The following is a 22,787-nucleotide window of genomic DNA, read 5'->3' as shown; positions in this document are numbered from 1 at the left end:
ACGCCATCGTAATCCCGACATCTGATTACGTGGCGATTACGTGGACGAGCGTCAGATCATGCCGAATCAGTCAATCACACTGCGAACAATCCAGTCGGTCACACCGGACCCACATCGCGACATTTACGTGTGGGACCCCCGGCTAAAGGGCTTCGGACTTCGCATCACCCCAAGGGGAGCACAGTCCTTTGTGTTCCAGTACCGGGTCGACGGCGGGCCTGCCCGACGCAAGACAATTGGGCCCGTCGGAAGCCCCTGGACGCCTGCGACAGCGCGCAAGGAAGCCGAGCGGCTGCTGGTCCAGGTCTATCAAGGTATCGATCCGGTCGAAGCCAAGCGCGAAGCGAAGCGGAAAAAGGAAACGCTGAACTTTAGGACCTACAGCGAAAGGTTCGTCGAGCTTTATCTCAAGCCGAACTGGCGGGGGACGTGGGGCTCTGCGCAATGCACGATCAACAACGTGTTTATTCCGCGCTGGGGCAACCGCCCCGTCCATGAGATCACCCGCGCTGATATCGTTAAGGTGCTGGACGAGTATTCCGATCGCCCGGCGCGGCGCAAGGAGATCCACTCGCTCCTGCGCAAATTGTTCAACTGGGCAACTGACCGGCAGGATATCGAAGTCTCCCCGCTGGCCGGGATGAAAGCACCAAAGGCCGTCCCGTCGCGCCGCCGTGTGCTGAGTGACGAGGAGGTTGTCGCCTTGTGGAGGGCGACCGAGAATTCCGGATGGCCATGGGGACCCTTTGTCCGGATGCTGATCCTGACGATGCAGCGGCGTCAGGAAGTTGCCGAAATGGACTGGTCCGAAATCGACCTTGATGCGCGTCGATGGACCTTGCCGGCCGACCGGGCGAAGAATGATCAGGAACACGTCATACCGTTGACGAGCCTGGCGTTGGCCGAGCTGAAGCTGCTGGGTCCGAAGCGGAAGGGCCTTGTGTTCACCACGACAGGGACCACCCCCGTTTCAGGCTTCTTCAAGGGACGGGCGGCGCTCCACAAGGACATGATCGCTTACCTGAAGGCCAAGCAGATCGAGGAGGGTGGAGATCCGGGGGACGTCGATGTTCCAAACTGGCGGCTGCACGATATCCGTCGAACTGGGGCAACCCATCTCCAGTCGCTGAGAGTCCCGGTCGAGGTCACAGAGNGGGTGGAGATCCGGGGGACGTCGATGTTCCAAACTGGCGGCTGCACGATATCCGTCGAACTGGGGCAACCCATCTCCAGTCGCTGAGAGTCCCGGTCGAGGTCACAGAGAGCGTGCTCAACCATATCAGCGGAACAAGGGCAGGGGTCGCGGGGATCTACAACCGCTACAAATATGACGATGAGAAGCGCACTGCTCTGGATGCCTGGGACGCGAAATTGCGCGCGCTCCTATCGACATAGGCCAATGAGACGCAGGTTCTGATTCCAGACCATGGCTTGCTGCGTTTCTCGGCCAGCGACGAACGCAGCGGAGCAGCGCGAGGTACCTCAAAAGCGGCACCGCAAACACCGTTGACAAACGTCAACATACAGAAGATATGGAGGTCCGGGTAATAGCTAGGCCAAGCCATCCGAACAAGGAGATTGAAGCGGCTGTTGCCCATGCGGAAACGCTGGGCTGGCGGGTCATTCCGATCAGTGGCCACGCCTGGGGGCGGCTCTACTGCGCTTGGGCTGACCAGGACGGTTGCATGGTCTCGGTGTGGAGCACGCCGCATAATGCGGAGAACCATGCCAAGGCTATACGACGGGTTGTGGCGCGGTGCCCGCACGGACAAGCGGAGTGAGTGAGATGAAGACGCATGAGTTCACGATTGTCGCCTCCGGTCTCGATCCTGAGATGGACGGCTATGAAGACCGTTTCTTCGAGGCCGGTTGCGACGATGCGACGCTATCGTTCCAGAAGGGCGTTATCATCGCCGAATTCGCCCGTGAAGCCGTGTCGTTTTCCAAAGCCGTTTCAACCGCTTACGAGGAAATTCTCAAAACAGGCGCCAAGATTGAACGGGTCGAACCTGATTATCTGGTGAGCCTAAGTGATATCGCGGAACGCTCGGGGCTCACCCGGCAGGCAATCTCGCTGTACACCAAGGCGGAACGCGGCTCAGGCTTCCCCAATCCCGTCGCTCGTGTCACCTCGAACAGCCCGCTATGGGACTGGCTCGAGGTTACCGAATGGCTCTACGCCCTTTCGAAAATCGACCGCGAAGCGGTGGTCGAGGCGCGGGTTGTCAAGGAGGCCAATCGCTTTCTTGAGTTGCATGTCGGGGAGTCTCATGACTTCGTCCAGCTGCTTAGGATGCTGGAAGCTGCCTGATCTTGGGCAGACTCATCTCGGTTGATTGGACAGTCTGGGTGCTAATTTAACTATCGGCGTCACATGCAAGAATTCGCCTTGAGAACATGAACCATCGCCGCGCGGCAGAGCCCGAACAGGTGCCGTATGCCTGCAGCGCTTGCACGCGCAGCTTATCGACCGACTCCAAATCGATCGAAATGGACCCGTGGGTTGCGGGGAACGCATTTGCATAGGAAGGTCGCGTAGTGGCTGGTTGACAGCGATCAGATACAATCCACTACGCGGCAAGTGCGTCGATGCCGTGTTGGTAGGAGGTCAATTATCCTTCGTGATGGCGGTAACTGTTCCAGCGCGGCCGTCCCATTGGAGATCAAACGAAACAGCATCGCCAACATCGATGCCTGCAAGTTTGTCAGCTTCTACCGCGAAGCCCATTTCCATTGCAGGCCATTCCAGTGCGGCAATCGGGCCATGATTCAGTGTGACCCTGCCTTCGGCTGCGTCGATCGCGGTGACGGTCCCGGTTCCACTTGCCATCACCGGTTCAGCAGGCATCGCCATTTTTCCCATCGGACCGGCCGACGCATCCGCTTTGGGGGCGGCGGCGTTATTGTCACAACCCGCGATGGCAACGGACAAGGTCACAAGGATTGCAATTGATACTAACGTCTTCATTTCAAATCTCCTTGGTGTTTAATCTGGGTGCGCCGGCGCATCAGCAAATACGCAGCGGGAATGATCAGCATCGAAAGTAGGGGCGCAGTCAGCATCCCGCCTACCATCGGCGCTGCGATGCGGCTCATGACTTCCGATCCGGTTCCAGTGCCGGTCAGGATGGGGAACAACCCCGCGAGAATTACTGCGACAGTCATCGCCTTCGGTCGAATGCGCAGCAGCGCGCCTTCGCGGACTGCGGCTTCAACATCGTCAGGGGCATGGTCCACCAAGGCGTGTTTGAGGTAGATCAGCATGACAACACCGAACTCAGCCGCGACTCCAGCGAGCGCGATAAAGCCGACCCCGGTAGCAACCGATTGGCTGTACCCCAGCAGATAGAGCAGCCACACTCCGCCGGTCAGCGCGAACGGCAGTGTGGCCATGATCAATGCAGCTTCGTCCCAGCGACGGAACGTCGCATAGAGCAGCGCAAAAATGATCAGTAAGGTTGCGGGTACCACGATCTGCAATCGCTGCGCTGCGCGCTCAAGAAACTCGAATTGACCAGTATAGGCGACGCTGATCCCGGGCGGCAGTTCGACCCTCTCAGAAACCGCTTGCTGCAAATCGCCGACAATATCGGTCAGGGCGCGGTCGCGGCCATCGATATAGACCCATGTTGCAGGACGGCCATTCTCGCTTCTGAGCATCGGCGGCCCGGCGGTGACACGAACATCGGCGACCGTGCCAAGGGTGATTTGCGCCCGCGATGGGGTCAATATCGGAAGATTGACAAGCTCATCTACACTGTCCCGGATTTCTCGGGGATAGCGCACACTGATCGGATAGCGCGCCAGTCCCTCGACAGTCTGACCGATGACTTCGCCGCCGATCGCGCCAGAGACCATGGCCTGAACATCGGCAATGTTCATACCGTAGCGCGCGGCAGCGGTGCGATTGATATCAACGTCGATATAACGGCCACCGGTCAGCCGCTCGGCCAATGCCGAGCTGATCCCCGGCACATCCTTCGCCACCGTTTCAATTTCGCGTGCCACGCGGTCGATCTCGTCGAGGTTCGCGCCCGAGACCTTGATGCCAATCGGGCTCTTGATCCCGGTTGCCAGCATGTCAATCCGATTGCGAATGGGCGGTATCCAGAAATTGGCGAGGCCAGGAACCCGAACCGTTCGGTCAAGCTCCTCGATCAGCTTCTCCTGCGTCATACCCGGACGCCATTCGCTCTCGGGCTTGAACCGGATTGTCGTCTCGAACATTTCGAGCGGAGCAGGGTCGGTTGCCGTATCCGCGCGCCCGGCCTTGCCGAACACGCTATCGACTTCTGGCACGGTCTTGATCAGCCGATCGGTCTGCTGAAGGAGCATTGCGGCTTTTGCGGTTGAGATACCGGGTAGCGCCGACGGCATATAGAGCAGATCGCCCTCGTTCATCTGCGGCATGAACTCGCCGCCGGTCTGGCTGATTGGCCACAGGCTAGAGGCAAAGATGAGGCCAGCGATGACCAGAGCCTGCTTTGGTCTGGCCAGCACCCAATCTAGCGCGGGGCGGTAGATGCGCGTGAGGAAGCGGTTGATCGGGTTGGCATCTTCGGCGGGGATCTTGCCCCGGATCAGCCAGCCCATCAGCACCGGCACCAATGTGATTGAGAGTAAGGCAGCTGCGGCCATCGCATAGGTCTTGGTGAAGGCCAGCGGTGCAAATAGCCGCCCTTCCTGGCCCTGCAACGAGAAGATCGGGATGAACGAGAAGGTGATGATGAGCAGGCTCAGGAACAGTGCCGGGCCGACCTCGGCTGCTGCATCGGTGATGACACGCCAGCGCTCAGCGCCTTTGAGCTCTTGATCGGGGTTATCATGTGCCCAGCGTTCGAGATGCTTGTGCGCATTTTCGATCATGACCACCGCCGCATCAACCATTGCACCGATAGCGATAGCGATCCCGCCCAACGACAGGATGTTGGCGTTAAGGCCCTGCACGCGCATAACGATGAAGGCGATCAGGATGCCCAATGGCAACGTCAGGATCGCTACCATCGCCGAACGGGCGTGCCAAAGAAACAGGACGCAGACGAGCGCAACAATCGCAAATTCTTCGAGCAGCTTGAAGCTCAGATTTTCGACCGCACTGTCGATCAGGCCCGAGCGGTCATAGGTCGTAACAATCTCGACCCCTTGGGGAAGGCTAGACTTCAATTCGGTCAGCTTGGCACGCACGCCCTCGATGACTTCTCGGGCATTTTTGCCCTGGCGCATGACGATGACGCCGCCCGCGACTTCGCCTTCGCCGTTGAGTTCGGCAATCCCGCGCCGCATATCGGGGCCAATTTGGATAGTCGCCACGTCGCCGATGGTGACGGGAATGCCGCCTGCAGCGCTGCGCACCGGAACGGCACGAAAATCATCGAGCGTCTCAAGATAGCCCGTCGCCCGTACGACATACTCAGCCTCGGCCAGTTCAACCACGGCTCCGCCGGTTTCCTGATTGGCGCGCGTGAGCGCTTCGCTAACGTCTGTCGCGGTCACGCTGTAAGAGGCGAGCTTCTGCGGATCGACGATGACCTGATATTGCCGGACCATCCCGCCGATGCTGGCAACCTCGGCAACGCCGGGAACGGCCTTGAGTTCAAAGCGCAGAAACCAGTCCTGAATGCTGCGGAGCTGCGCCAGATCGTGTCGTCCGGTCCGGTCGACCAGCGCATATTCGTAGATCCAGCCCACGCCGGTTGCATCGGGGCCGAGCGAGGCGTTGGCACCCGCCGGCAAGCGGCCTTGCACCTCGCTCAGATATTCCAGCACCCGGCTGCGCGCCCAGTAGAGATCGGTTCCATCTTCGAACAGGACATAGACAAAGCTGTCGCCCACGAAGGAATATCCGCGCACGGCGCGCGCGCCCGGAACCGATAGCATCGTCGTCGTGATCGGATAGGTAACCTGGTTCTCGACGATCTGCGGCGCTTGACCGGGATAGGTCGTGCGAATGATCACCTGCACGTCCGAAAGATCGGGCAAAGCATCGACCGGCGTCGTGCGCATTGCGCCGATGCCGATGACAGCCAGCACAAGCGCTGCCATGACGATCAGGCCCCGCGCTTTGACCGACCAGCGGATGATCGCCGCGATCATTGGGCACCTTCAAGCGGACGGATCGCGATACCAGTCAGACTGGCTTCGGAATCCAGCAGGAATTGCCCCGAGGCAACCACCCTCTCTCCGATGCTCAAGCCTCGGATTATCTCCGTCTGGCCGCCGCCTTCGCGGCCCGCCTGCACCTCGGCGGGGTGATAGCGGCCATCACCTTTAGCCAGCATCACAATCGTGCGCGTCCCGGTACGAATAACAGCTTCGCTTGGCACCAGCAGCGCTGGCGGTCCATTGCCCCCCAAATCTACCTGCGCAAACATGCCGGGACGCAGCCGCCCGCCGCGATTGTTGAGTTCGATACGTGCCGTCACTGTGCGGCTGTCTATTTGTGCGGTCGGCAGGACGGCAATAATCCGCCCGGCAAAGCTCTCGCCGGGAAATGCGGGGAGTATCGCGGTGACGCGCTGGCCGACGCGGAGTCCACCCGATTGCGCCTCGGGGACCGCGGCGTTGAGCCACACGGTGCCAAGGCCGGTCACTTGCGCGAGCGTTTGGCCTTGGCTGAGCGTCACGCCGACGCGCGCGTCGAGCGTCTGAATTACGCCCGAGATCGGCGAGGTGATGGTCATTGTGCCATCGGTGCGACCCGTCCGCTCAACATTGGCGATCAAGCGATCAGACATGCCCAGTAGCCGCAGCCTTTGTCGCGCCGCCGATGTAAGTTCTGGTTGGTCGAGGCGCCTGACGCTCAAAAACTCGGTCTGCGCGCTCCCCCAATCGGGCAATTGGACATCGGCAATTGGCGCACCCGCGCGCACCACGTCGCCAGGTGCGCGGGCATAGACGCGGGTAACGAAGCCGTCGGAGCGCGCCTGAATGACTGCCACGTCCCGTTCGTTGAATTCAATGGTGCCGGTCACGCTAAGCGTGTCAGCCAGACTGTCCATCTTCGCTTCGGCGACGCGGATGCCGAGATTTTGCATGGCCGAAGGGTCGATGCTCACACCTGACGCTTCGCCTGCACCACCTGCGCCGTCATCCGCACATTTCGGTTCCAGTTGCATGTCCATGAACGGCGATTTGCCGGGTTGATCGAACTTCTGCTGGGGAAACATCGGGTCATAATAATAGAGAACTTCGCAGCCATCCTTGCCCGCCGCACCGGAAGTTGGGCTCTCGCTGCCGCGCTGCCCAAGATAATATCCGCCGGCCCCGGCGATCAGCGCAGTTGCCATGATCCCGGCGCGCCAACGCGCTGCCCGCTGTGTAGCATCCGTCATGGCTGCTCTCCCGAATAAGTGATGATAATTCGCACTGCATCGCGGGCGACGGCGGCTTCACGGTCGAGCAAGTCAACTTCCGCCTCGGCAACGCTGAGTGTCGCGAGCAAGGCCGTCCCCAGATCGACAGTGCCGGCACCGTAGCTGTCAAAGTCCAGCCATGCGCGTCGTCGCGCCAGGGGCACCAGGGTGTCGCGTGCATTGACGAGCAATGCATGATGCATGGCATGTTCAGCCAGATCGGCTTCAAGCGCGGCCAGAGCGTCGCGCTCGCCAGCCAAGCGTTCAAGCCGGGCACGTTCCAGCTCAAGTGTCCGCGCCGCAATTATGGGATCCTGACGCCTGCGAGCAAAGAGGGGGAGGTCGATTGAAATGCCGACCGAGACCAGATCGCCGAAGCGCGGTTCGCGTCTGCCATACATCGCGCTCACCCGCCAATCCGGTCGCTTTGCAGCCTGGGCTATCCGGACATCCGCATCCATCGCCGTCGTCTGCGCGTCGAGCGCTCGAAGGCTCGGCAAATCATCCAGCTGCGCAAGCAATGTCTGGCGATCGATGTTGACACTGGGAGGGTCGCCGACGACCGAAACGTCCGGATCGCCGGTATATCGTCCGAGCCGGGCACGTGCCTGTGCAATCTCGGCTACCAGCGCGCTGCGCCGGTCGCTGACCTGCGCACGCAGTTGCTCAGGTTCAAGAGCTTGCGAGGGGCGCGCGCTGCCCGAGGCAAGACGAGCCGTTACAGTCGCTTGGAGATCAGCAAGGCTCTCATCGAGCAGCGTCAGTTGTTGCAGGCGGCGCGCGGCATAATAGAGATCGATCCAGGCAAGCGCGGTTTCCAGCCTGACTCTGCGAGTCTCTAGCGCGACATCAGCTTCGGCGATGCCGATATCTGCCCCGGCGCGGGTGGCTCGTGCACGACGCGTCGCCGGATTGATGAACTCTTGGGTCACGCCAACCGTCGTCATGGTGAAATCGTCGCGGTTGAAGCGTCCGGCGTCCGGTCCGGTGACCGGGAAGTCTCGGATACCGAGCTCGAGTGTCGGGTCCGGCAGGCGATCGGCGGCAATGGCTGCCGACTGCGCTGCTTCCACGCCCGCATTGCGCGCCAAAACGCTCGGAGCTTCGCGACGCGCGCGGTCGAGTGCCGCGTCAAAAGTCAGAGGCTCGGCCGCAAGTTGCGCGGGCAGCACGAGCAATACCAGACATGGGAATGTAAGTCGCATGAGAACCCTCCAAGCGTAGCAATTGCAAGGATGCTCCCTGCTGGCGTCATAACACCAGCAGGGAGACCAGGCCTCAGCCCCGTGAGTGGTCGGGCGTTTCCGCGCATTTTTGCCGAGTGACCGCTTCGCGCATCATCGCGCAGTCGCAATTGGCCATAGTAGGTGCGTCTTTAACCCATACGCGGACTTGTGACGGCAGGTTTGACTTGTTCGGACCGGAGACCGGACGATGTTGCCATTCCCAGTGGCCGGGTCCACGTTCATGTGCGGATGCGGTCGAAGCAGAAGTGATTGCTGCAACAGCGGCAGCGATAGTGAGCAAAGTTTTCATGTTGAGTGTCCTTGGTTGAATCAATTATGCGTCCGTCGCGGCATCGAAGCCGCCGGACACAGGTCTGTTCATCCAAGGATAGTAGGGGGGTCCGGGATTGGTGCTTCGGCGCGCCCATCCAAAACCGCGCTAGGCGAACAATCATGCACCGCCGCAGCGCCGAAGAATGCGCTGTCGGCAAACGGTAGCGAGCCGAGACCAACTAGTGGTGCACAGCCCGCCATCGCAAAACAGCCAGCTTTCATATCCTTGCAGGGCGGACCGTCGTCATGAGATTGCGTTTCGGCATCCATGCAATCGGGCATCCCCACCATGGCGTCGGGCATATCGATCACAATAGTCTGGTCGTGCTGCATTTCCGCGCAGGGCGGTGACGCGTAAGCCACGCCTTGCCATAGCAGCCCACACAAGGCTCCCAGCAGCAAGAGATGGCGAAATAAGGTTTTCATCTAAGCCTTGAAAGTGGACTGATCGGCGACTTCTGTCAATTCGCTGATACCGATGAAAGGGTTACACTGAAGCAAATCGTGGTGCGTTAATGTCTCAGGCGAGCTGGTGTGCGCCTAGCAAGTTGAGATTTTGTAAGTCTTGGCTCCATGATGCGCTGTTGGGCATATCCACCGGGTTTGGCGAGTTTTAGGCTGATCGTCCTGGACCCATCAAAATCAGTCCTGCTCCGGCAAGGCAAATCGCGGCGCCAATGATATCCCAGCGGTCGGGCCGTGCGCCTTCGACGCTCAAAAGCCATATCAGCGATGCGGCGATGTAGACACCCCCATAGGCTGCGTATGCTCGGCCGGCGACAGGAGTATCGACCAGCGTCAGCAACCAGGCGAATATGGCGAGCGACACCATGCCCGGCACAACCCACCAGACAGATTTGTCGAGCCGCAGCCACGCCCAAAACGAGAAGCAACCGGCGATTTCTGCCAGTGCGGCCAAGGCATAGATAAGTGCGGTTTGCAGGGTTGGCATGGTCATGAATTGATCCGTGGAGGTAGCGAGCATGTTCAGACCATCGCTGAGTGTCGCAGTATCGTCAACGCCGCCTGCCGCACACATGAACGTGAGGTCTAAGCAGCGTCGCCGGTGGAGCGATCGTCCATCACTTCGTGGGCACAGTGCGCGGGGCCAGGATTTCGATGATCTTGCATTCGGCCACCGTCCCGTGACGGCAGGATCCGATGATCCGACCAAGCTCGCCGCGCAGCGCGGTCAGATCGGTAACCTTGCGATCGATTTCAGTGAGGTGGACACGCGCTATGCCGTCAACTGCATCGCAGGATTGGGCCTTGTCATCCGACAGCGTGAGCAGTTCGCGCACGGCTTCGAGCGTGAAACCGAGATCGCGGGCGCGGCGGATGAACGACAGGCGCGCCAGATGATCATTGCCATAGGCACGGTAATTGGCACTTGTCCGGGCGGGTGGCGGCAACAGCCCGATCTTTTCATAATAGCGCACCGTCTCAACCTTCGTCGCCGTGGCGCTCGCGAGTTCGCCAATTTTCACTGCCACTCCTTCGGGCTTGACCCTGTAGTTGCTACAGGGTGTAGATAGAATGCCGACTCGCGGATTGTCGAGAAGGCAAAAAGATGGCTGATGATTGCTGCAAGGCCGCGTGCGGAACGACGGCAACTCTGAACGACCCGCGCTGGCGCAGGGCCTTGTGGATCGCGCTCGGCGTGAACGCCGGCATGTTCGCGGTGGAAATGGCGGCAGGGGCCGCTGCTGACAGCCGTGCGTTGCAGGCGGACGCACTCGATTTTCTGGGCGATGCCACCAATTATGCGATCAGCCTGCTGGTCGCCGGGATGGCGCTGGCATGGCGCGCGCGGGCGGCGCTGGCCAAGGGGCTCGCCCTCATTGGTCTGGGTGGTTGGGTCATGATCACAGCCGTTCTGGCGGCGCTCGGCGGAGCTGCACCCGAGCCTGAACTGATGGGAGTCATCGGCGCGCTCGCGCTGGCGGCCAACACCGGTGTCGCCATCATGCTCTACCGTTTTCGCACTGGAGACGCGAACATGCGCTCGGTCTGGATATGCTCGCGCAATGACGCGATCGGCAATATCGCCGTCATGGCAGCCGCACTTGGCGTGTTCGGCACCGGGACAGCCTGGCCCGACCTCATTGTTGCAGCGATTCTGGCGCTGCTCGGGATCAGCGGCGGTATCCAGATTGTCGGGCAGGCACGGCGTGAGCTTGGGAGCGTTGTGGCATGAAGGTTTCCCGTTCGACCCATATCGCGCTTCGGCCAGAGACGGTCTGGGCGGAAGTTCAGACTGCGGCCTTGCTGCAGCACGTTGCTTGGCCGCTGATGCGTTTCATCCCAGCCGACGGTATGGAGCTCAACAGATTTCAGCCCGGCGGGCGCTACCAGGTCAAGCTTCGGCTGTTTGGTATCATTCCCTTCGGGACGCAGTGGATCGTCACGTCCTTGCATGACGCTGACGACAGCGAATGGCCAAAGCGACTTCGTGATGATGGGCATAGTGCCCTCATTGCCAAGTGGGATCATTGGATCACCGTCGCGCCGGATCCGAACGGGGGAACGCGCTACAGCGACGAGGTCGAAGTTTCGGCCGGAGCCCAGACCCCGCTCATCTGGGCCTTTGCGCAAATCTTCTATTGGCACCGGCAGCGACGCTGGCGGGGGCTTTCCAAGAGCCTTGCTGCGCGGCGGGTGATCTCGGCAGAAATGGCGGCATACCGTTCAGCGGTAGAAGCGGGCGATAATGATCGTTCCTGGCACCTTCTGGAGCGGGTGCATATTGTTTCGCAGCCTTTTCTGGGTCCGCATCTCACCAGTCATGGTGCAATGCTTGGGTTTGCCATCCGACGGCGCGATTGGAGCGAAGCGCTGGGCCAGATGGTCCGGATCATTCTGGCCCCGCTCGGTTCGCTGACGGGCCGGTTGCCGGTGGGTAACACCGGGCGATCGACAGTGAGCGCGTTTGCGCCGATGCCGATCCCTTCCGATTTGGCCGAAGCAATGCGCCATCAGGACATGATCTCATGACAATCCACCAATCAGATTGCTTGATTAACCCTTCCAAGCTAGTGCGCTCGTGATGGTGCGCGCACTTCTTCTGGTCTGGCTGGCGATTGGACTGGCGTTTGGCGGCATTGAATCGCCGTCGATGGCGCATGATGCCTTGCCTTCCGGAGCCGTCATTGCGGCGGCCGACGTCGTCGGTCACGCCGAAGAGAAGCATCGTGATCATGCGCCCGACGACGAAAATGCTCCGTGCCATGCGATGGCCCATCATCATTGCAGTGTCGGTCTCGATTCCGACTCTTCGGTAACGTTCGATGAGATTGCAACTGCCCGCCTTGCGGTTCGTCCGTTCGACAGCGCAATCCTGAGCTCTTTGGCGCAAGCGCCGCCGCTTCAACCGCCTTCAGCCTGAACTTGTACCACCGCAGCGTGAGGAGCCCCGCGCTCTCACGCCGGTTGTCGTCAAGTTCAGGAGCTCTTCATGCCAATATCCTTGCGCGCCGCCCTTATGGCTGCGGCGCTGGTCACTGCCTTTCCAGCCATGGCCGAACCCATCACGCTCGAGACTGCGATCGAGCGTGCCATTGCAAGTCAACCGCGCCTGGCAGCAGCTGAGGCGCGTGTCGACGCTGCCGAAGCGCGCACGCGTCAGGCCAATGTCGGTCCCAATCCGCAAGTCAGCCTTGAGGTCGAGGATTTCGCCGGAAGCGGTCCCTTCCGGGGCTTGGACAGCACACAAACCACGCTGGCGCTTAGCCAGCAGCTCGAGATCGGGGGCAAGCGAAGCGCCAGGCGGTCGGTTGCCGCAAGCGAGCGTGACTTGTCGGCGCTGGCCCTGCTGCGCGAACGTATCGATCTGGTGCGCGACGTTGAACTGGCTTTTGCCGAGTTGGCAGCGGCGACGGATCAGGCAAAGCTAGCGCGCGACAATGCTGCGCAAGCGTCATCGCTTGCCAACACGGCGCGCATTCTGGTCGAAGCGGGCCGCGATCCGCCGCTCCGGCAATTGCGCGCCGAAGCGGCACTCGCCGAAGCGCGCGCGGCCGAGGTTCAGACATTCAGCCTCATGCTTGCTGCGCGTCGAAACCTTGCGGTGCTGGTTGGGTCAGATGATGCGGAACTGACGGCCGCAGTGGGCGCGCCGCAGCAACTTCGACCAACAAACGATCCTGCCTTTATCGGCATCGACGAGCGGCTTGCCGAGGCGGAACGCCGCGTTGCTGCAGCGCGGGTGACGCTGGCGCAGTCGGCCGCTGTTCCTGATGTCACGGTGAGCGGCGGGCTGCGGCGTTTCAATGACGGGCGCGATACTGCCCTTGTTGCGGGCGTATCGCTGCCAATTCCGATCCGTGACCGCAATCGCGGCGGGATCGAGGCGGCGCGAGCGGACGAGACCGCAGCCGAATTTCAGGCAGAACGGGTCCGGGCCGAAGCGCGGCGTGAACGGGCGCAGGCACAAATGCTGGTCGAAGCTGCCGAGACGCGGCTGACCGCGCTTGAAGGGCCCGGCCTTGCCCAAGCCGAAGAGGCGGTGAGGCTGGCGCAGATCGGTTACAATGCCGGGCGCTTCTCGCTGCTCGAATTGCTCGACGCCCAAGGCGCGCTGACCACGGCGCGCCGTTCCATCATCGATGCCCGGCTCGACCGGGCCCGCGCGATCGCCGCGCTCAACCGCGCCACCGCGCAGTGAAAGACATTATCATGGATATGACTAATAATTCAAAACGCTCGCTTGCCATAGCTGCAGCAGCCGCAGTGGTGCTGACCGGGGGAGGCGTCTTGCTTGGCCGCACAATGCTCGCTCCGGACACGACGCCTGCCGCGGCAGTACCGACCGAAGAGGCCGAAGAGCAAGGCCATGTCGAAGGCCAAATCCTGATGGAGGAATCTCGCGCCAAAGCCGCTGGTATCGTCACCGAGGCCTTGCAATCGGGCGGACTTGGTGCGGAGATACTGGCGCAAGGCGTCGTTGCCTCGACGCCAGAAGGCGAAGCGGTGCTAACCGCACGTGCCGATGGAGCTGTGGTTCGCATCAACCGCCAACTGGGCGACTTCGTGCGTGCCGGTGAAGCAGTGGCGGTCATGGAGAGCCGCGATGCTGCGTCGATTGCCGCAGAACGCAGTTCGGCGTCGGCCAATCTCGCGCTGGCGCGCTCGAACTACGCGCGTGAGAAAATGCTGTTCGACGCCAAGGTTTCCGCGCGGCAAGATCTTGAGGGCGCGCAAGCGGTGCTTGCCGCAGCCGAAGCAGAGGCGCGGCGGTCACAGTCGGCGGCGTCCGCCGCAAAAGTGTCAGGCGATGGTCGCACCTTGGGTGTCGTAAGCCTGATTTCAGGGCGTGTGACCAGGGCAGATGCCAAACTGGGTTCTTATGTGCTGGCAGGGACCGAGCTGTTCCGCGTTTCCGATCCGAACCGCATCCAGATCAACGCATCGGTGCTGGCTGCTGACGCGCGGCGCATCAAGCCCGGTGATACCGCCGTCATCGAACTTCTTGGCGGTGAAACTGTGACCGCTGTGGTCCGCTCGGCGACACCAAGTCTGGACCCGGACAGCAAGACAGCGACCATCGTTCTGACCCCACAAGGCATCGGCGGGCTGACGGCCGGTCAAGGTCTTCGTGCTCGTATCAAACCGCGCGGCGGTGGCGACAATGCCCTGATCGCAATCCCCGAAGAGGCGGTGCAAACCGTCGAGGGCAAGGAAGTCGTGTTCGTAAAAACCGACAAAGGCTTTCAGGCAACGCCCGTCGGAACTGGCAAGCGCGGTGGTGGCCGGATCGAGATCGTTGACGGGTTGAAGCCCGGCGATGTGATCGCGACCAAGGGCGCGTTCCTTCTCAAAGCCGAACTCGGCAAAGGCGAGGCGGAGCATTGATATGATTGAGAAAATCCTTGACGCGTCCATACGCTTCCGTTGGGCAGTCGTCGTCATCACCTTGCTTGTCGCAGCATTCGGCGTCTCACAATTGCTGAAACTGCCAATTGATGCAGTACCCGACATCACGAACAAACAAGTGCAGATCAACACGGTCGCACCGGAGCTGGGTCCGCTTGATATCGAGCGTCTCGTTACTTTCCCGGTCGAAACCGCGATGGCGGGGATACCTGGCCTTGAAACGTCGCGGTCGATTTCACGCAACGGTTTCAGCCAAGTCACTGTCGTATTCGAAGAGCACACTGACCTTTATTTTGCGCGTCAACAAGTCGCCGAGCGCCTTACTCAGGCTAAGGATAGCCTGCCCGAAGGTGCGGAACCGCAAATGGGCCCGGTAACCACCGGGCTCGGTGAGGTCTTGATGTATGTTGTAGAATATGAACGTAGCGGCACCAAAGCGAATCCAAAAGTCGCTGGCAAATCGGGCTTCCAGCCTGATGGCAGCTATCTGACCCCTCAAGGGCAAATGCTGAGCGACGATGTGTCGAAGCTTGCCTATCTACGCACAGTACAGGACTGGGTCATCAAGCCACAGCTGCGTTCGGTCCAAGGCGTAGCGGGGATCGACAGTATCGGCGGGTATGAAAAACAATTTGTGGTCGAACCCGATCCGGCAAAGCTTGCAACCTACAGCATCTCCTTTTCCGAACTTGCACAGGCACTGGAAAAGGCAAATATCTCGGTCGGTGCAAATTTTGTTGAACGCGGCGGCGAGGCATATCTGGTCAAGGCCGACGGGCGGATTCGAACGCTTGATGAGATCGGCCGCGCCACGGTAGCCACCCGCGGCGGCAATCCTGTGGCAGTGCGCGATGTCGCCACTGTCCGCACCGGAGGAGATCTGCGCACCGGTGCCGCGTCGGAAAACGGCAACGAGGTGGTAGTCGGCACCGCGCTGATGATTGCGGGCGGTAACAGCCGGATTGTTGCTGATGCAGTAGCACAGCGGCTCGACGAGATTGCCAAAACGATGCCGCCTGGGGTCAAAATCAAGACGGTGCTTGATCGGTCCAAGTTGGTCAACGAGACCATCTGGACGGTGGAAAAGAACCTGCTGGAAGGTGCGTTGCTGGTTATCGCGGTGCTGTTCTGGCTATTGGGAAATATCCGGGCGGCGATCATCGCGACGCTCGTTATTCCATTGTCGTTCCTGATGATGGCAATGGGCATGAACGCGACGGGTACATCTGGCAACTTGATGAGCTTGGGGGCGCTCGATTTTGGCCTGATTGTCGATGGCTCGATCATCATCATCGAAAACTGCCTGCGACGATTGGCGGAGCGACAACATCATGAAGGGCGTTTGTTGAAATTGCCCGAACGTCTGCATGAAGTGTTCGAGGCATCGCGCGAGATGGTCCAGCCCACCATTTATGGGCAGGCCATTATCTTCCTCGTCTTCGCGCCTTTGCTGACCTTCACAGGAGTAGAGGGCAAGATGTTCTCGCCGATGGCAACAACGGTCATGCTTGCGCTGGCCGGTGCGTTCGTTTTGTCGCTGACCTTCGTCCCGGCAATGGTGGCACTGCTTATTCGGGGCAAGGTCGACGAAAAGGAGGTCAAGGCCATCGCTTTTGTTCGCGGACGCTACGAGCCTTTGCTCGACAGGGCGATTGCACGGCCATGGCCTTGGATTGGCGCAGGTCTGGCGTCGCTAGTGCTGGCGGGTCTTGCGTTCACCATGCTTGGCCGGGAGTTTATTCCTCAGCTCGATGAAGGCGATGTTGCAATGCAGGCGATCCGCATTCCGTCGACTTCGCTCAACCAGTCGCTGGCACTACAGCGCAATATCGAACGCGCTATCGTGACGCTCCCGGAGGTAGCGTACATGTATTCTAAGACTGGGACGGCTGAGGTCGCGACCGATCCGATGCCGCCGAATATCTCGGACTCGTTCATCATTCTGAAGCCGAAAGACCAGTGGCCAGACGGCATCGACAGCAAGGACCAAGTGATCGAACGCATCGAAGCCAAGGTAAAGCCCTTGGTTGGCAGTGCGTTCGAGATCAGCCAGCCAATCGAGTTGCGTTTCAACGAACTGATCGCAGGTGTTCGCGGCGATATTGCGATCAAGATTTACGGTAATGATCTCGATGCAGCTACTGCGGTAGGAACACAGGTAGCGGCTGTGCTGAATACTGTGCCAGGGGCAGCCGACGTCAAGGTCGAGCAGACAGAGGGTTTTCCGCAACTCGATGTCAAATTCGACCGTGACGCCATTGCCCGCTACGGCCTGACGTTGCAGGACGTCACCGACACCGTCGCTGCGGCCCTTGGTGGCAGAGAAGCGGGGCTCGTTTTTGAAGGCGATCAGCGCTACGACATTGTCGTTCGAATGCCGAACATGAGCCGCAACGATCTCGACGCTGTCGGCGCCTTGCCCGTCATGCTTCCGCAAGAGGGGGCGTCCGTTCCCTTAAATGCCGTGGCGAGTTTCTCGTTGTCGGAAGGAATCAATCAGATCAGCCGTGAGAACGGCCAGCGACGCGTTGTCGTTCAGGCCAATGTCCGCGGCAACGATCTGGGGTCTTTCGTCAACGAGGCCCAGTCGAAGATAGCTTCGCAGGTCCAGCTACCGCCGGGCAGTTCAATCGAATGGGGCGGGCAATATGAAAATCTGCAAGCTGCAAGCCAACGGCTTTCGATCATTATCCCAGCGGCTCTGTTGACTATTTTTGCGATTCTGGCGTTCGCGCTTGGAGGCGTAAGGCAAGCAACAACGATTTTCTCGGCTGTTCCAATGGCGTTGGCTGGAGGATTGCTGGCGTTGTTCCTGACGGGCTTGACCTTCTCAATTTCGGCGGCGGTCGGTTTGATGGCGGTTTCGGGCGTTGCTGTTCTGAACGGACTGGTGATGATGACCACAATCAACGAGTTGATTGAGAGTGGGCGGCCGCTGGCTATTGCGATAAAAGAAGGTGCCATCAAGCGGCTGCGTCCGGTAATCATGACGGCGACAGTTGCCTCACTTGGCTTTGTCCCGATGGCGCTCGCCACCGGCAAAGGCGCAGAAGTGCAGAAGCCGCTGGCGGTCGTAGTCATTGGCGGTTTGATTACGTCGACCATCCTCACATTGTTTGTGCTGCCTGCCATCAGCAAGCTGCTGTTGAAAGGGAAACACAAGCATCACGAGGCTGGCGAGTATAGCGACATCGATCAATTTGGCAGTGAGCTGCCCGCAAAATGATGAGGAAAGGAAGAATACTCCAGTTGGCTTTGATAGTCGCCGGGGCGCTCGCCGTCCCGGCTACAGCCGCCACAGCCGATGCTCCTCTCGTGCCCGGTGTCTGGAGCCTGGGCGAGACCAAAAATTGCGAAGCCCCTCCTGCATGGGCTTTTCTTGCAGCCGGCTGTTATTCCGAGGTTATGCTCCCGGATAAAGGTCCGTTCGTGACCGGCCTTTCGAAAACCGGGGCCACCGCCCTCGGCTACACGCAAAAGCCATATGCCTTTTTCTGACATGATGAAGGCGAACGAGATAAAACGGCTTAAAGTGGGAATCCGAATGCCCGACAAATTGATCATCAAAAACTACCGGGGTGGTCAGCGTGTTTTTCATCGATGCCCCGAAGGCGCGCTAGAATCTGCCACAGAACAAGCCAAACGCTGAAATGATTGCGACCACCAAGCAGTGGTTCGGCCAACAGAATGCACGCAAGACGCTGTTTGAAAGCGAAAGTCTGCAAATAAGCGTACTGACCTGTTTATGTGCAGCAACAGCCGATGCCGTTGCTTGGCTGTATACGCTCCGACAGCGAGATGAGCCGAATGGGGATCGTTGCCGCATTGATTTTAAGCTTAGCTGCACGCTTCGCATCGCGTCCTTTATGACGTCTGCGGCAATCATGTTTCTTCGCGTGCTTTTCCTCATCGCCGAGCCCGCCAATTGGCTTGAACCTAATCTCGTCTGGCGTGTGGGTCAGCCTGCCTTTGGTAGGCGCGGTCGGCTGTATGTTTCCCACCGTATCGTGAGGATGATGCAATGAAAGCCTGGAAACTGGCGATTCCTGTCCTCTTGCTTTTTGTCGGCTCGGCGACTTGCTCTGAAAGCAATCCGCCAAACTCGCCAACTGAGCAGCAGATCCATTCGTTCGATGGCGCTGCGGCGTCCGGGGAAATTGCATGGCATCCCTTTCAATGTTCTGACGGGGAACCGCTGCTCGTCAGTTACAAGGACGATGGATTGCAGATTGATTTGCGGACCGCCCTCGGCGAAACCCCGATGACGCTGACAGCGCCAGCCCAAGGCCTGCCCTATGTCGGCGAAACGGCGACGGTGATCTTCAACGGTTCGGAACTCATCATCGAAGGAGGCGACGGCCCAAGCCGAACTTGTGCGCGCAAGGGCGTCAGATGAGCGGTCCCAAGTTCCGATACCTCGCGTGCAGCAGGAGGGCGTTGCTCAGCACAATGTGGACCATGCAACTGCGACAGCCTTTGCTATTGGGGAAGCGTTGCCAACGGCGGATCAGGCCTGAATACGGATCGCTGCTTCCATCAGTCTTGGACACTGGACAATCGCAGCAGCCTTGGGAGCCGGGGAAACTGGAATGCTGAAAGCGACCACCACCGAACAAAATAATTGTGATGAGGCGAGGGGTAACCGAACCGCCCCGCAGTTGCTGCCGAGCGCCAGGCTTTCGATGTTGCGCAAGGCACGCGTTCTCAGCTTGGGACTGATGGCACTGCTTTACCTCATCACGGAAGGGATGTTCGTTGAGACGCCCGAGAAACTCGCCACCCTGCTTATCAGCTGGATGTTTTTCGGCGGCTTCCTGGCCCTGCTGACCCTTGAGGAGATATTGGGATGATCCCGGACAAAGACGACAATGGTGAGCAGGAACGCCGGACACTTTGGATCGTCCTGCTGCTGAACGCAGCGATCGCTGCGGGCTTCTTCGTTTCGGGTTTCTTCGCGGACTCGAGCGCGCTGATCGCCAACGGCGCCGACAACCTGTCCGATACGGCTGTGTATGCGCTGAGCCTCGTAGCGCTCACCCGCGGCCAGACATGGAAAACGCGCGCGGCAATGGCGTCGGGCGTCATGCTTCTGATCTTTGCGGGCGGTATTCTGATCGATGTCGGACGGCGTTATGTGCAAGGCAGCGAGCCCATCGGACCGACCATGATGGTCATGTCCGCGATCGCTGGCGCCGTGAATTACCTCTGCCTGCGGCTGCTTCAGCGTCTCAAGGATCCGGACGTCAACCTTAGGGCCGCCGCCACCTTCAGCTTCAACGACTTCATTTCCAATGGCGGCATCCTGATCGCCGGCATGCTTGTGTTCTGGTTGGGCACTAACTGGCCGGACCTGCTGGTCGGCCTCGCCACCGCCCTCATCGCTATTATGGGCGGCGTCGAAATCCTGCGCGACGCACGCACCGAAACCAAGGGAAGCGAAAGGGGGTCGTCATGAACGACAAGCTCGAACTCGATATTCCAGTGCTGTTGCCGGACCTGCCTGATGCAGCCGATGCCTGCCTGGACCGTCTGCTGTCGACCCTGTCCGTGCGCGAAGGCGTAGAGCGGGCGCATGTGATATGCCTTGACGGCGACACGCCGGCGGCGCTGTGCATCCATTTCGACCCTGCCAAGCTACCACTGCCGCGCTTGCGCAAAATGGTGCGCGCCGCAGGCGCCGAGATCACCGAACGCTTCGGCCATTCGATCTGGCAGGTTACCGGTATTGATCACGAGCGCCGGGCGCGCACGGTAAGCGATGCGCTGTGCGCTTTGCCCGGCGTCATCCAGGCAAGCGCCAGCACCAGTGGCTCGGTTCGGGTCGAGTACGATCGCCGCGAGACCACCGAAGAGGAGGTCCTCGCTGCGCTCTGCAAATTGAAGGTCGGCGTACGCAATCGGGTGGCTGCCGACGACCATGCCGGCCATAACCACGGTCCCGTAGGGCACGACGTGACCGACGAGAAGCATGGCCCCGGCGATGGCCACGACCATAGCCACCCGGAGTTTCTTGGTCCGAATACCGAGCTGATCTTTGCGCTCGCCTGCGGCGTGCTGCTGGGGATCGGCTTTGCGATCGAAAGGTTGGTTGCCAGCGCACCAGAATGGATGCCAACCGCCTGCTACATCGCGGCCTATTTCTTTGGCGGATTTTTTACGGTGCGAGAGGCGATCGACAACCTCAGGATGAGGAAGTTCGAGATCGATACGCTGATGTTGGTCGCTGCCGCCGGCGCCGGTGCGCTGGGTGCATGGGCCGAAGGTGCGCTGCTACTGTTCCTTTTCAGCCTCGGCCACGCGCTTGAGCATTATGCAATGGGCCGCGCCAAGAAGGCGATCGAGGCGCTGGCGAAGCTCGCGCCAGAAACCGCGACCGTGCGACGCGACGGGCAGACCAGCGAGATCCCGGTCGAGCAGATGGTCGTCGGTGACATTGCCATCGTCCGCCCGAACGAGCGCCTGCCTGCTGACGGCTTCGTTATCAAGGGTACGAGTGCAATCAACCAGGCTCCGGTGACGGGCGAAAGTATCCCGGTCGACAAGGTGCCGGTCGCAGACGCCGCAGCTGCACGAGCCAAGCTCGATTCAATAGATGCGGAAAGCCGGGTCTTTGCCGGTACGATCAACGGCGGCGGCGCGATCGAGATCGAAGTGACGCGCCGTTCCAGTGAAAGCGCCCTCGCTAGGGTCGTGAAGATGGTAAGCGAAGCGGAGACGCAAAAGTCGCCAACACAGCGCTTTACCGACCGGTTCGAGCGGATCTTTGTACCTATTGTCCTGATCCTGTCTGTGCTCCTGCTTTTCGCTTGGGTAGTCGTAGACGAGCCGTTCCGCGACAGCTTTTATCGCGCGATGGCGGTGCTGGTGGCGGCAAGCCCATGCGCGCTCGCCATCGCAACGCCGAGTGCGGTCCTGTCCGGCGTCGCGCGCGCAGCACGCGGAGGCGTGTTGATAAAGGGCGGTGCAGCCTTGGAAAACCTCGGCTCCGTGAAGGCAATCGCCTTCGACAAGACAGGCACGCTAACCGAGGGGCGTCCGCGTATTACCGATATCGTTCCCATCGATGGGACCGACGAAGATGAGCTTCTGGCACTGGCCGTCGCCGTTGAGGCGCTGAGTGATCATCCGCTGGCCCAAGCCATCGTTAAAGACGGAGGCGAACGCTTGAACGGCCGCACTTTGCCTACTGCCAGCGATCTAAAGAGCCTGATTGGTCGTGGCGTCTTTGCGAGCGTGGATGGCGAAACGGTGTTGATCGGCAAGGCGGAGATGTTCGGGAATGATGGCATTCCGGCGCTGGGGCAGGGCGCGCAGGACGCGATCGCGAAGTTGCGTGAGAACGGCCGCACGACAATGGCGGTCCGCAAAGGGGATCGCGACCTAGGTGCGATCGGCCTGATGGACACTCCTCGCGAAGCTGCCAAGACCGCGCTGCGTCGGTTGCACAAGATGGGCGTGTCGCGGATGATAATGATCTCCGGCGATCACCAGAAGGTAGCCGAAGCGATCGCCGCCGAAGTCGGTATCGACGAGGCATGGGGCGATCTCATGCCGGAAGACAAGGTCGCGGCAATCAAGAAGCTTGCCGGCGAAGACATGGTCGCGATGGTGGGCGACGGCGTCAACGATGCGCCGGCGATGGCGAGCGCGACGGTCGGCATCGCGATGGGAGCGGCGGGTTCGGACGTGGCGCTGGAGACAGCCGACGTGGCCCTGATGGCCGACGATCTGGCACACCTACCATTCGCGGTTGGCCTTAGCCGACACACCCGCGGAATCATCCGGCAGAACGTCTTCGTCAGCCTCGGTGTCGTCGCCTTCCTCGTGCCTGCCACCATTCTCGGCCTCGGCATTGGGCCAGCAGTGGCGGTTCATGAGGGATCGACGCTGCTCGTCGTGATCAATGCGCTCAGGCTGCTGGGTTACCGTGACCCGGCAGGCAGCGCATCCTTCGCAACTAGATTCTAATTTCTTGCACGACCTCGCGCCCATGGTTAGAGGATGT

20 protein-coding genes are annotated in these 22,787 nt (G+C 60.3%); 13 read left to right on the top strand and 7 right to left on the bottom strand.

Features of this window, described 5'->3' with window-relative positions; translation table 11 throughout:
- Positions 1-58: 58 nt before the first annotated feature.
- Together AC2TC0_RS15060 and AC2TC0_RS15055 are read left to right on the top strand one after the other, a co-directional pair.
- The gene (locus AC2TC0_RS15060) at positions 59-1,240 is read left to right on the top strand and encodes a tyrosine-type recombinase/integrase (RefSeq protein WP_484718309.1); all 1,182 of its coding nucleotides are present in this window, start codon (positions 59-61) and stop codon (positions 1,238-1,240) included.
- 546 nt (positions 1,241-1,786) lie between these two features.
- Positions 1,787-2,311 carry a helix-turn-helix transcriptional regulator gene (locus tag AC2TC0_RS15055; RefSeq protein ID WP_484718307.1) on the top strand — a complete coding sequence of 175 codons (525 nt, stop codon included), beginning with the start codon at positions 1,787-1,789 and terminating at the stop codon, positions 2,309-2,311.
- A 297-nt stretch (positions 2,312-2,608) separates the two neighbouring features.
- Here AC2TC0_RS15055 and AC2TC0_RS15050 read toward each other — a convergent pair whose 3' ends face one another.
- From AC2TC0_RS15050 to AC2TC0_RS15020, 7 genes are all read right to left on the bottom strand, one after another.
- Positions 2,609-2,938, bottom strand: coding sequence for a copper-binding protein (locus AC2TC0_RS15050; protein ID WP_484718306.1), 330 nt, complete (start codon positions 2,936-2,938; stop codon positions 2,609-2,611).
- Between the two features lie 26 nt (positions 2,939-2,964).
- Positions 2,965-6,093: an efflux RND transporter permease subunit gene (locus AC2TC0_RS15045; protein ID WP_484718305.1), complete on the bottom strand. Its 3,129-nt coding sequence runs from the start codon at positions 6,091-6,093 to the stop codon at positions 2,965-2,967.
- Complete coding sequence (locus AC2TC0_RS15040) at positions 6,090-7,331, bottom strand: efflux RND transporter periplasmic adaptor subunit (protein ID WP_484718304.1); 1,242 nt, start codon at positions 7,329-7,331, stop codon at positions 6,090-6,092. Before AC2TC0_RS15040 ends, AC2TC0_RS15045 begins: the two co-directional genes overlap by 4 nt.
- The gene (locus AC2TC0_RS15035) at positions 7,328-8,557 is read right to left on the bottom strand and encodes a TolC family protein (protein WP_484718303.1); all 1,230 of its coding nucleotides are present in this window, start codon (positions 8,555-8,557) and stop codon (positions 7,328-7,330) included. Before AC2TC0_RS15035 ends, AC2TC0_RS15040 begins: the two co-directional genes overlap by 4 nt.
- A 73-nt stretch (positions 8,558-8,630) precedes the next feature.
- A complete protein-coding gene (locus AC2TC0_RS15030; protein WP_484718302.1) occupies positions 8,631-8,888 on the bottom strand; it encodes a hypothetical protein in 258 nt (85 codons plus the stop codon).
- 636 nt (positions 8,889-9,524) lie between these two features.
- Entirely contained in the window at positions 9,525-9,869 is a 345-nt protein-coding gene (locus AC2TC0_RS15025) for a YnfA family protein (protein WP_484718301.1), read from the bottom strand.
- Positions 9,870-9,993: 124 nt separating this feature from the next.
- Entirely contained in the window at positions 9,994-10,404 is a 411-nt protein-coding gene (locus tag AC2TC0_RS15020) for a MerR family transcriptional regulator (protein ID WP_484718300.1), read from the bottom strand.
- Between the two features lie 77 nt (positions 10,405-10,481).
- On the opposite strand from AC2TC0_RS15020, the gene AC2TC0_RS15015 reads away from it, so the two are divergent.
- From AC2TC0_RS15015 to AC2TC0_RS14965, 11 genes are all read left to right on the top strand, one after another.
- Entirely contained in the window at positions 10,482-11,108 is a 627-nt protein-coding gene (locus tag AC2TC0_RS15015) for a cation efflux transmembrane domain-containing protein (protein ID WP_484718299.1), read from the top strand.
- Positions 11,109-11,203: 95 nt separating this feature from the next.
- Positions 11,204-11,905: a DUF3703 domain-containing protein gene (locus tag AC2TC0_RS15010; protein WP_484718298.1), complete on the top strand. Its 702-nt coding sequence runs from the start codon at positions 11,204-11,206 to the stop codon at positions 11,903-11,905.
- A 52-nt stretch (positions 11,906-11,957) separates the two neighbouring features.
- Positions 11,958-12,296 (top strand): hypothetical protein, encoded by a 339-nt coding sequence (locus AC2TC0_RS15005; RefSeq protein ID WP_484718297.1) that lies wholly within the window; start codon positions 11,958-11,960, stop codon positions 12,294-12,296.
- Between the two features lie 69 nt (positions 12,297-12,365).
- On the top strand, positions 12,366-13,574 hold the full coding sequence (locus AC2TC0_RS15000; protein ID WP_484718296.1) for a TolC family protein: 1,209 nt from the start codon (positions 12,366-12,368) through the stop codon (positions 13,572-13,574).
- 17 nt (positions 13,575-13,591) lie between these two features.
- Positions 13,592-14,761: an efflux RND transporter periplasmic adaptor subunit gene (locus AC2TC0_RS14995; protein ID WP_484718295.1), complete on the top strand. Its 1,170-nt coding sequence runs from the start codon at positions 13,592-13,594 to the stop codon at positions 14,759-14,761.
- Position 14,762: 1 nt separating this feature from the next.
- Positions 14,763-18,008 (top strand): efflux RND transporter permease subunit, encoded by a 3,246-nt coding sequence (locus AC2TC0_RS14990; protein WP_484718294.1) that lies wholly within the window; start codon positions 14,763-14,765, stop codon positions 18,006-18,008.
- Between the two features lie 424 nt (positions 18,009-18,432).
- Positions 18,433-18,807: a hypothetical protein gene (locus tag AC2TC0_RS14985; RefSeq protein WP_484718293.1), complete on the top strand. Its 375-nt coding sequence runs from the start codon at positions 18,433-18,435 to the stop codon at positions 18,805-18,807.
- Complete coding sequence (locus AC2TC0_RS14980) at positions 18,804-19,178, top strand: hypothetical protein (protein ID WP_484718292.1); 375 nt, start codon at positions 18,804-18,806, stop codon at positions 19,176-19,178. The genes AC2TC0_RS14985 and AC2TC0_RS14980 overlap by 4 nt, the downstream gene beginning before the upstream one ends.
- Before the next feature lie 193 nt (positions 19,179-19,371).
- Positions 19,372-19,632, top strand: coding sequence for a hypothetical protein (locus tag AC2TC0_RS14975; RefSeq protein ID WP_484718291.1), 261 nt, complete (start codon positions 19,372-19,374; stop codon positions 19,630-19,632).
- On the top strand, positions 19,629-20,237 hold the full coding sequence (locus AC2TC0_RS14970) for a cation efflux transmembrane domain-containing protein (RefSeq protein WP_484718290.1): 609 nt from the start codon (positions 19,629-19,631) through the stop codon (positions 20,235-20,237). Before AC2TC0_RS14975 ends, AC2TC0_RS14970 begins: the two co-directional genes overlap by 4 nt.
- Entirely contained in the window at positions 20,234-22,750 is a 2,517-nt protein-coding gene (locus AC2TC0_RS14965; protein WP_484718289.1) for a heavy metal translocating P-type ATPase, read from the top strand. Before AC2TC0_RS14970 ends, AC2TC0_RS14965 begins: the two co-directional genes overlap by 4 nt.
- Positions 22,751-22,787: the final 37 nt, after the last annotated feature.

Source organism: Sphingopyxis sp. sgz302558 (assembly GCF_057220455.1).
Note: the sequence above shows the minus strand (reverse complement) of the source record. Positions and strands in the feature narration are given on the sequence as shown.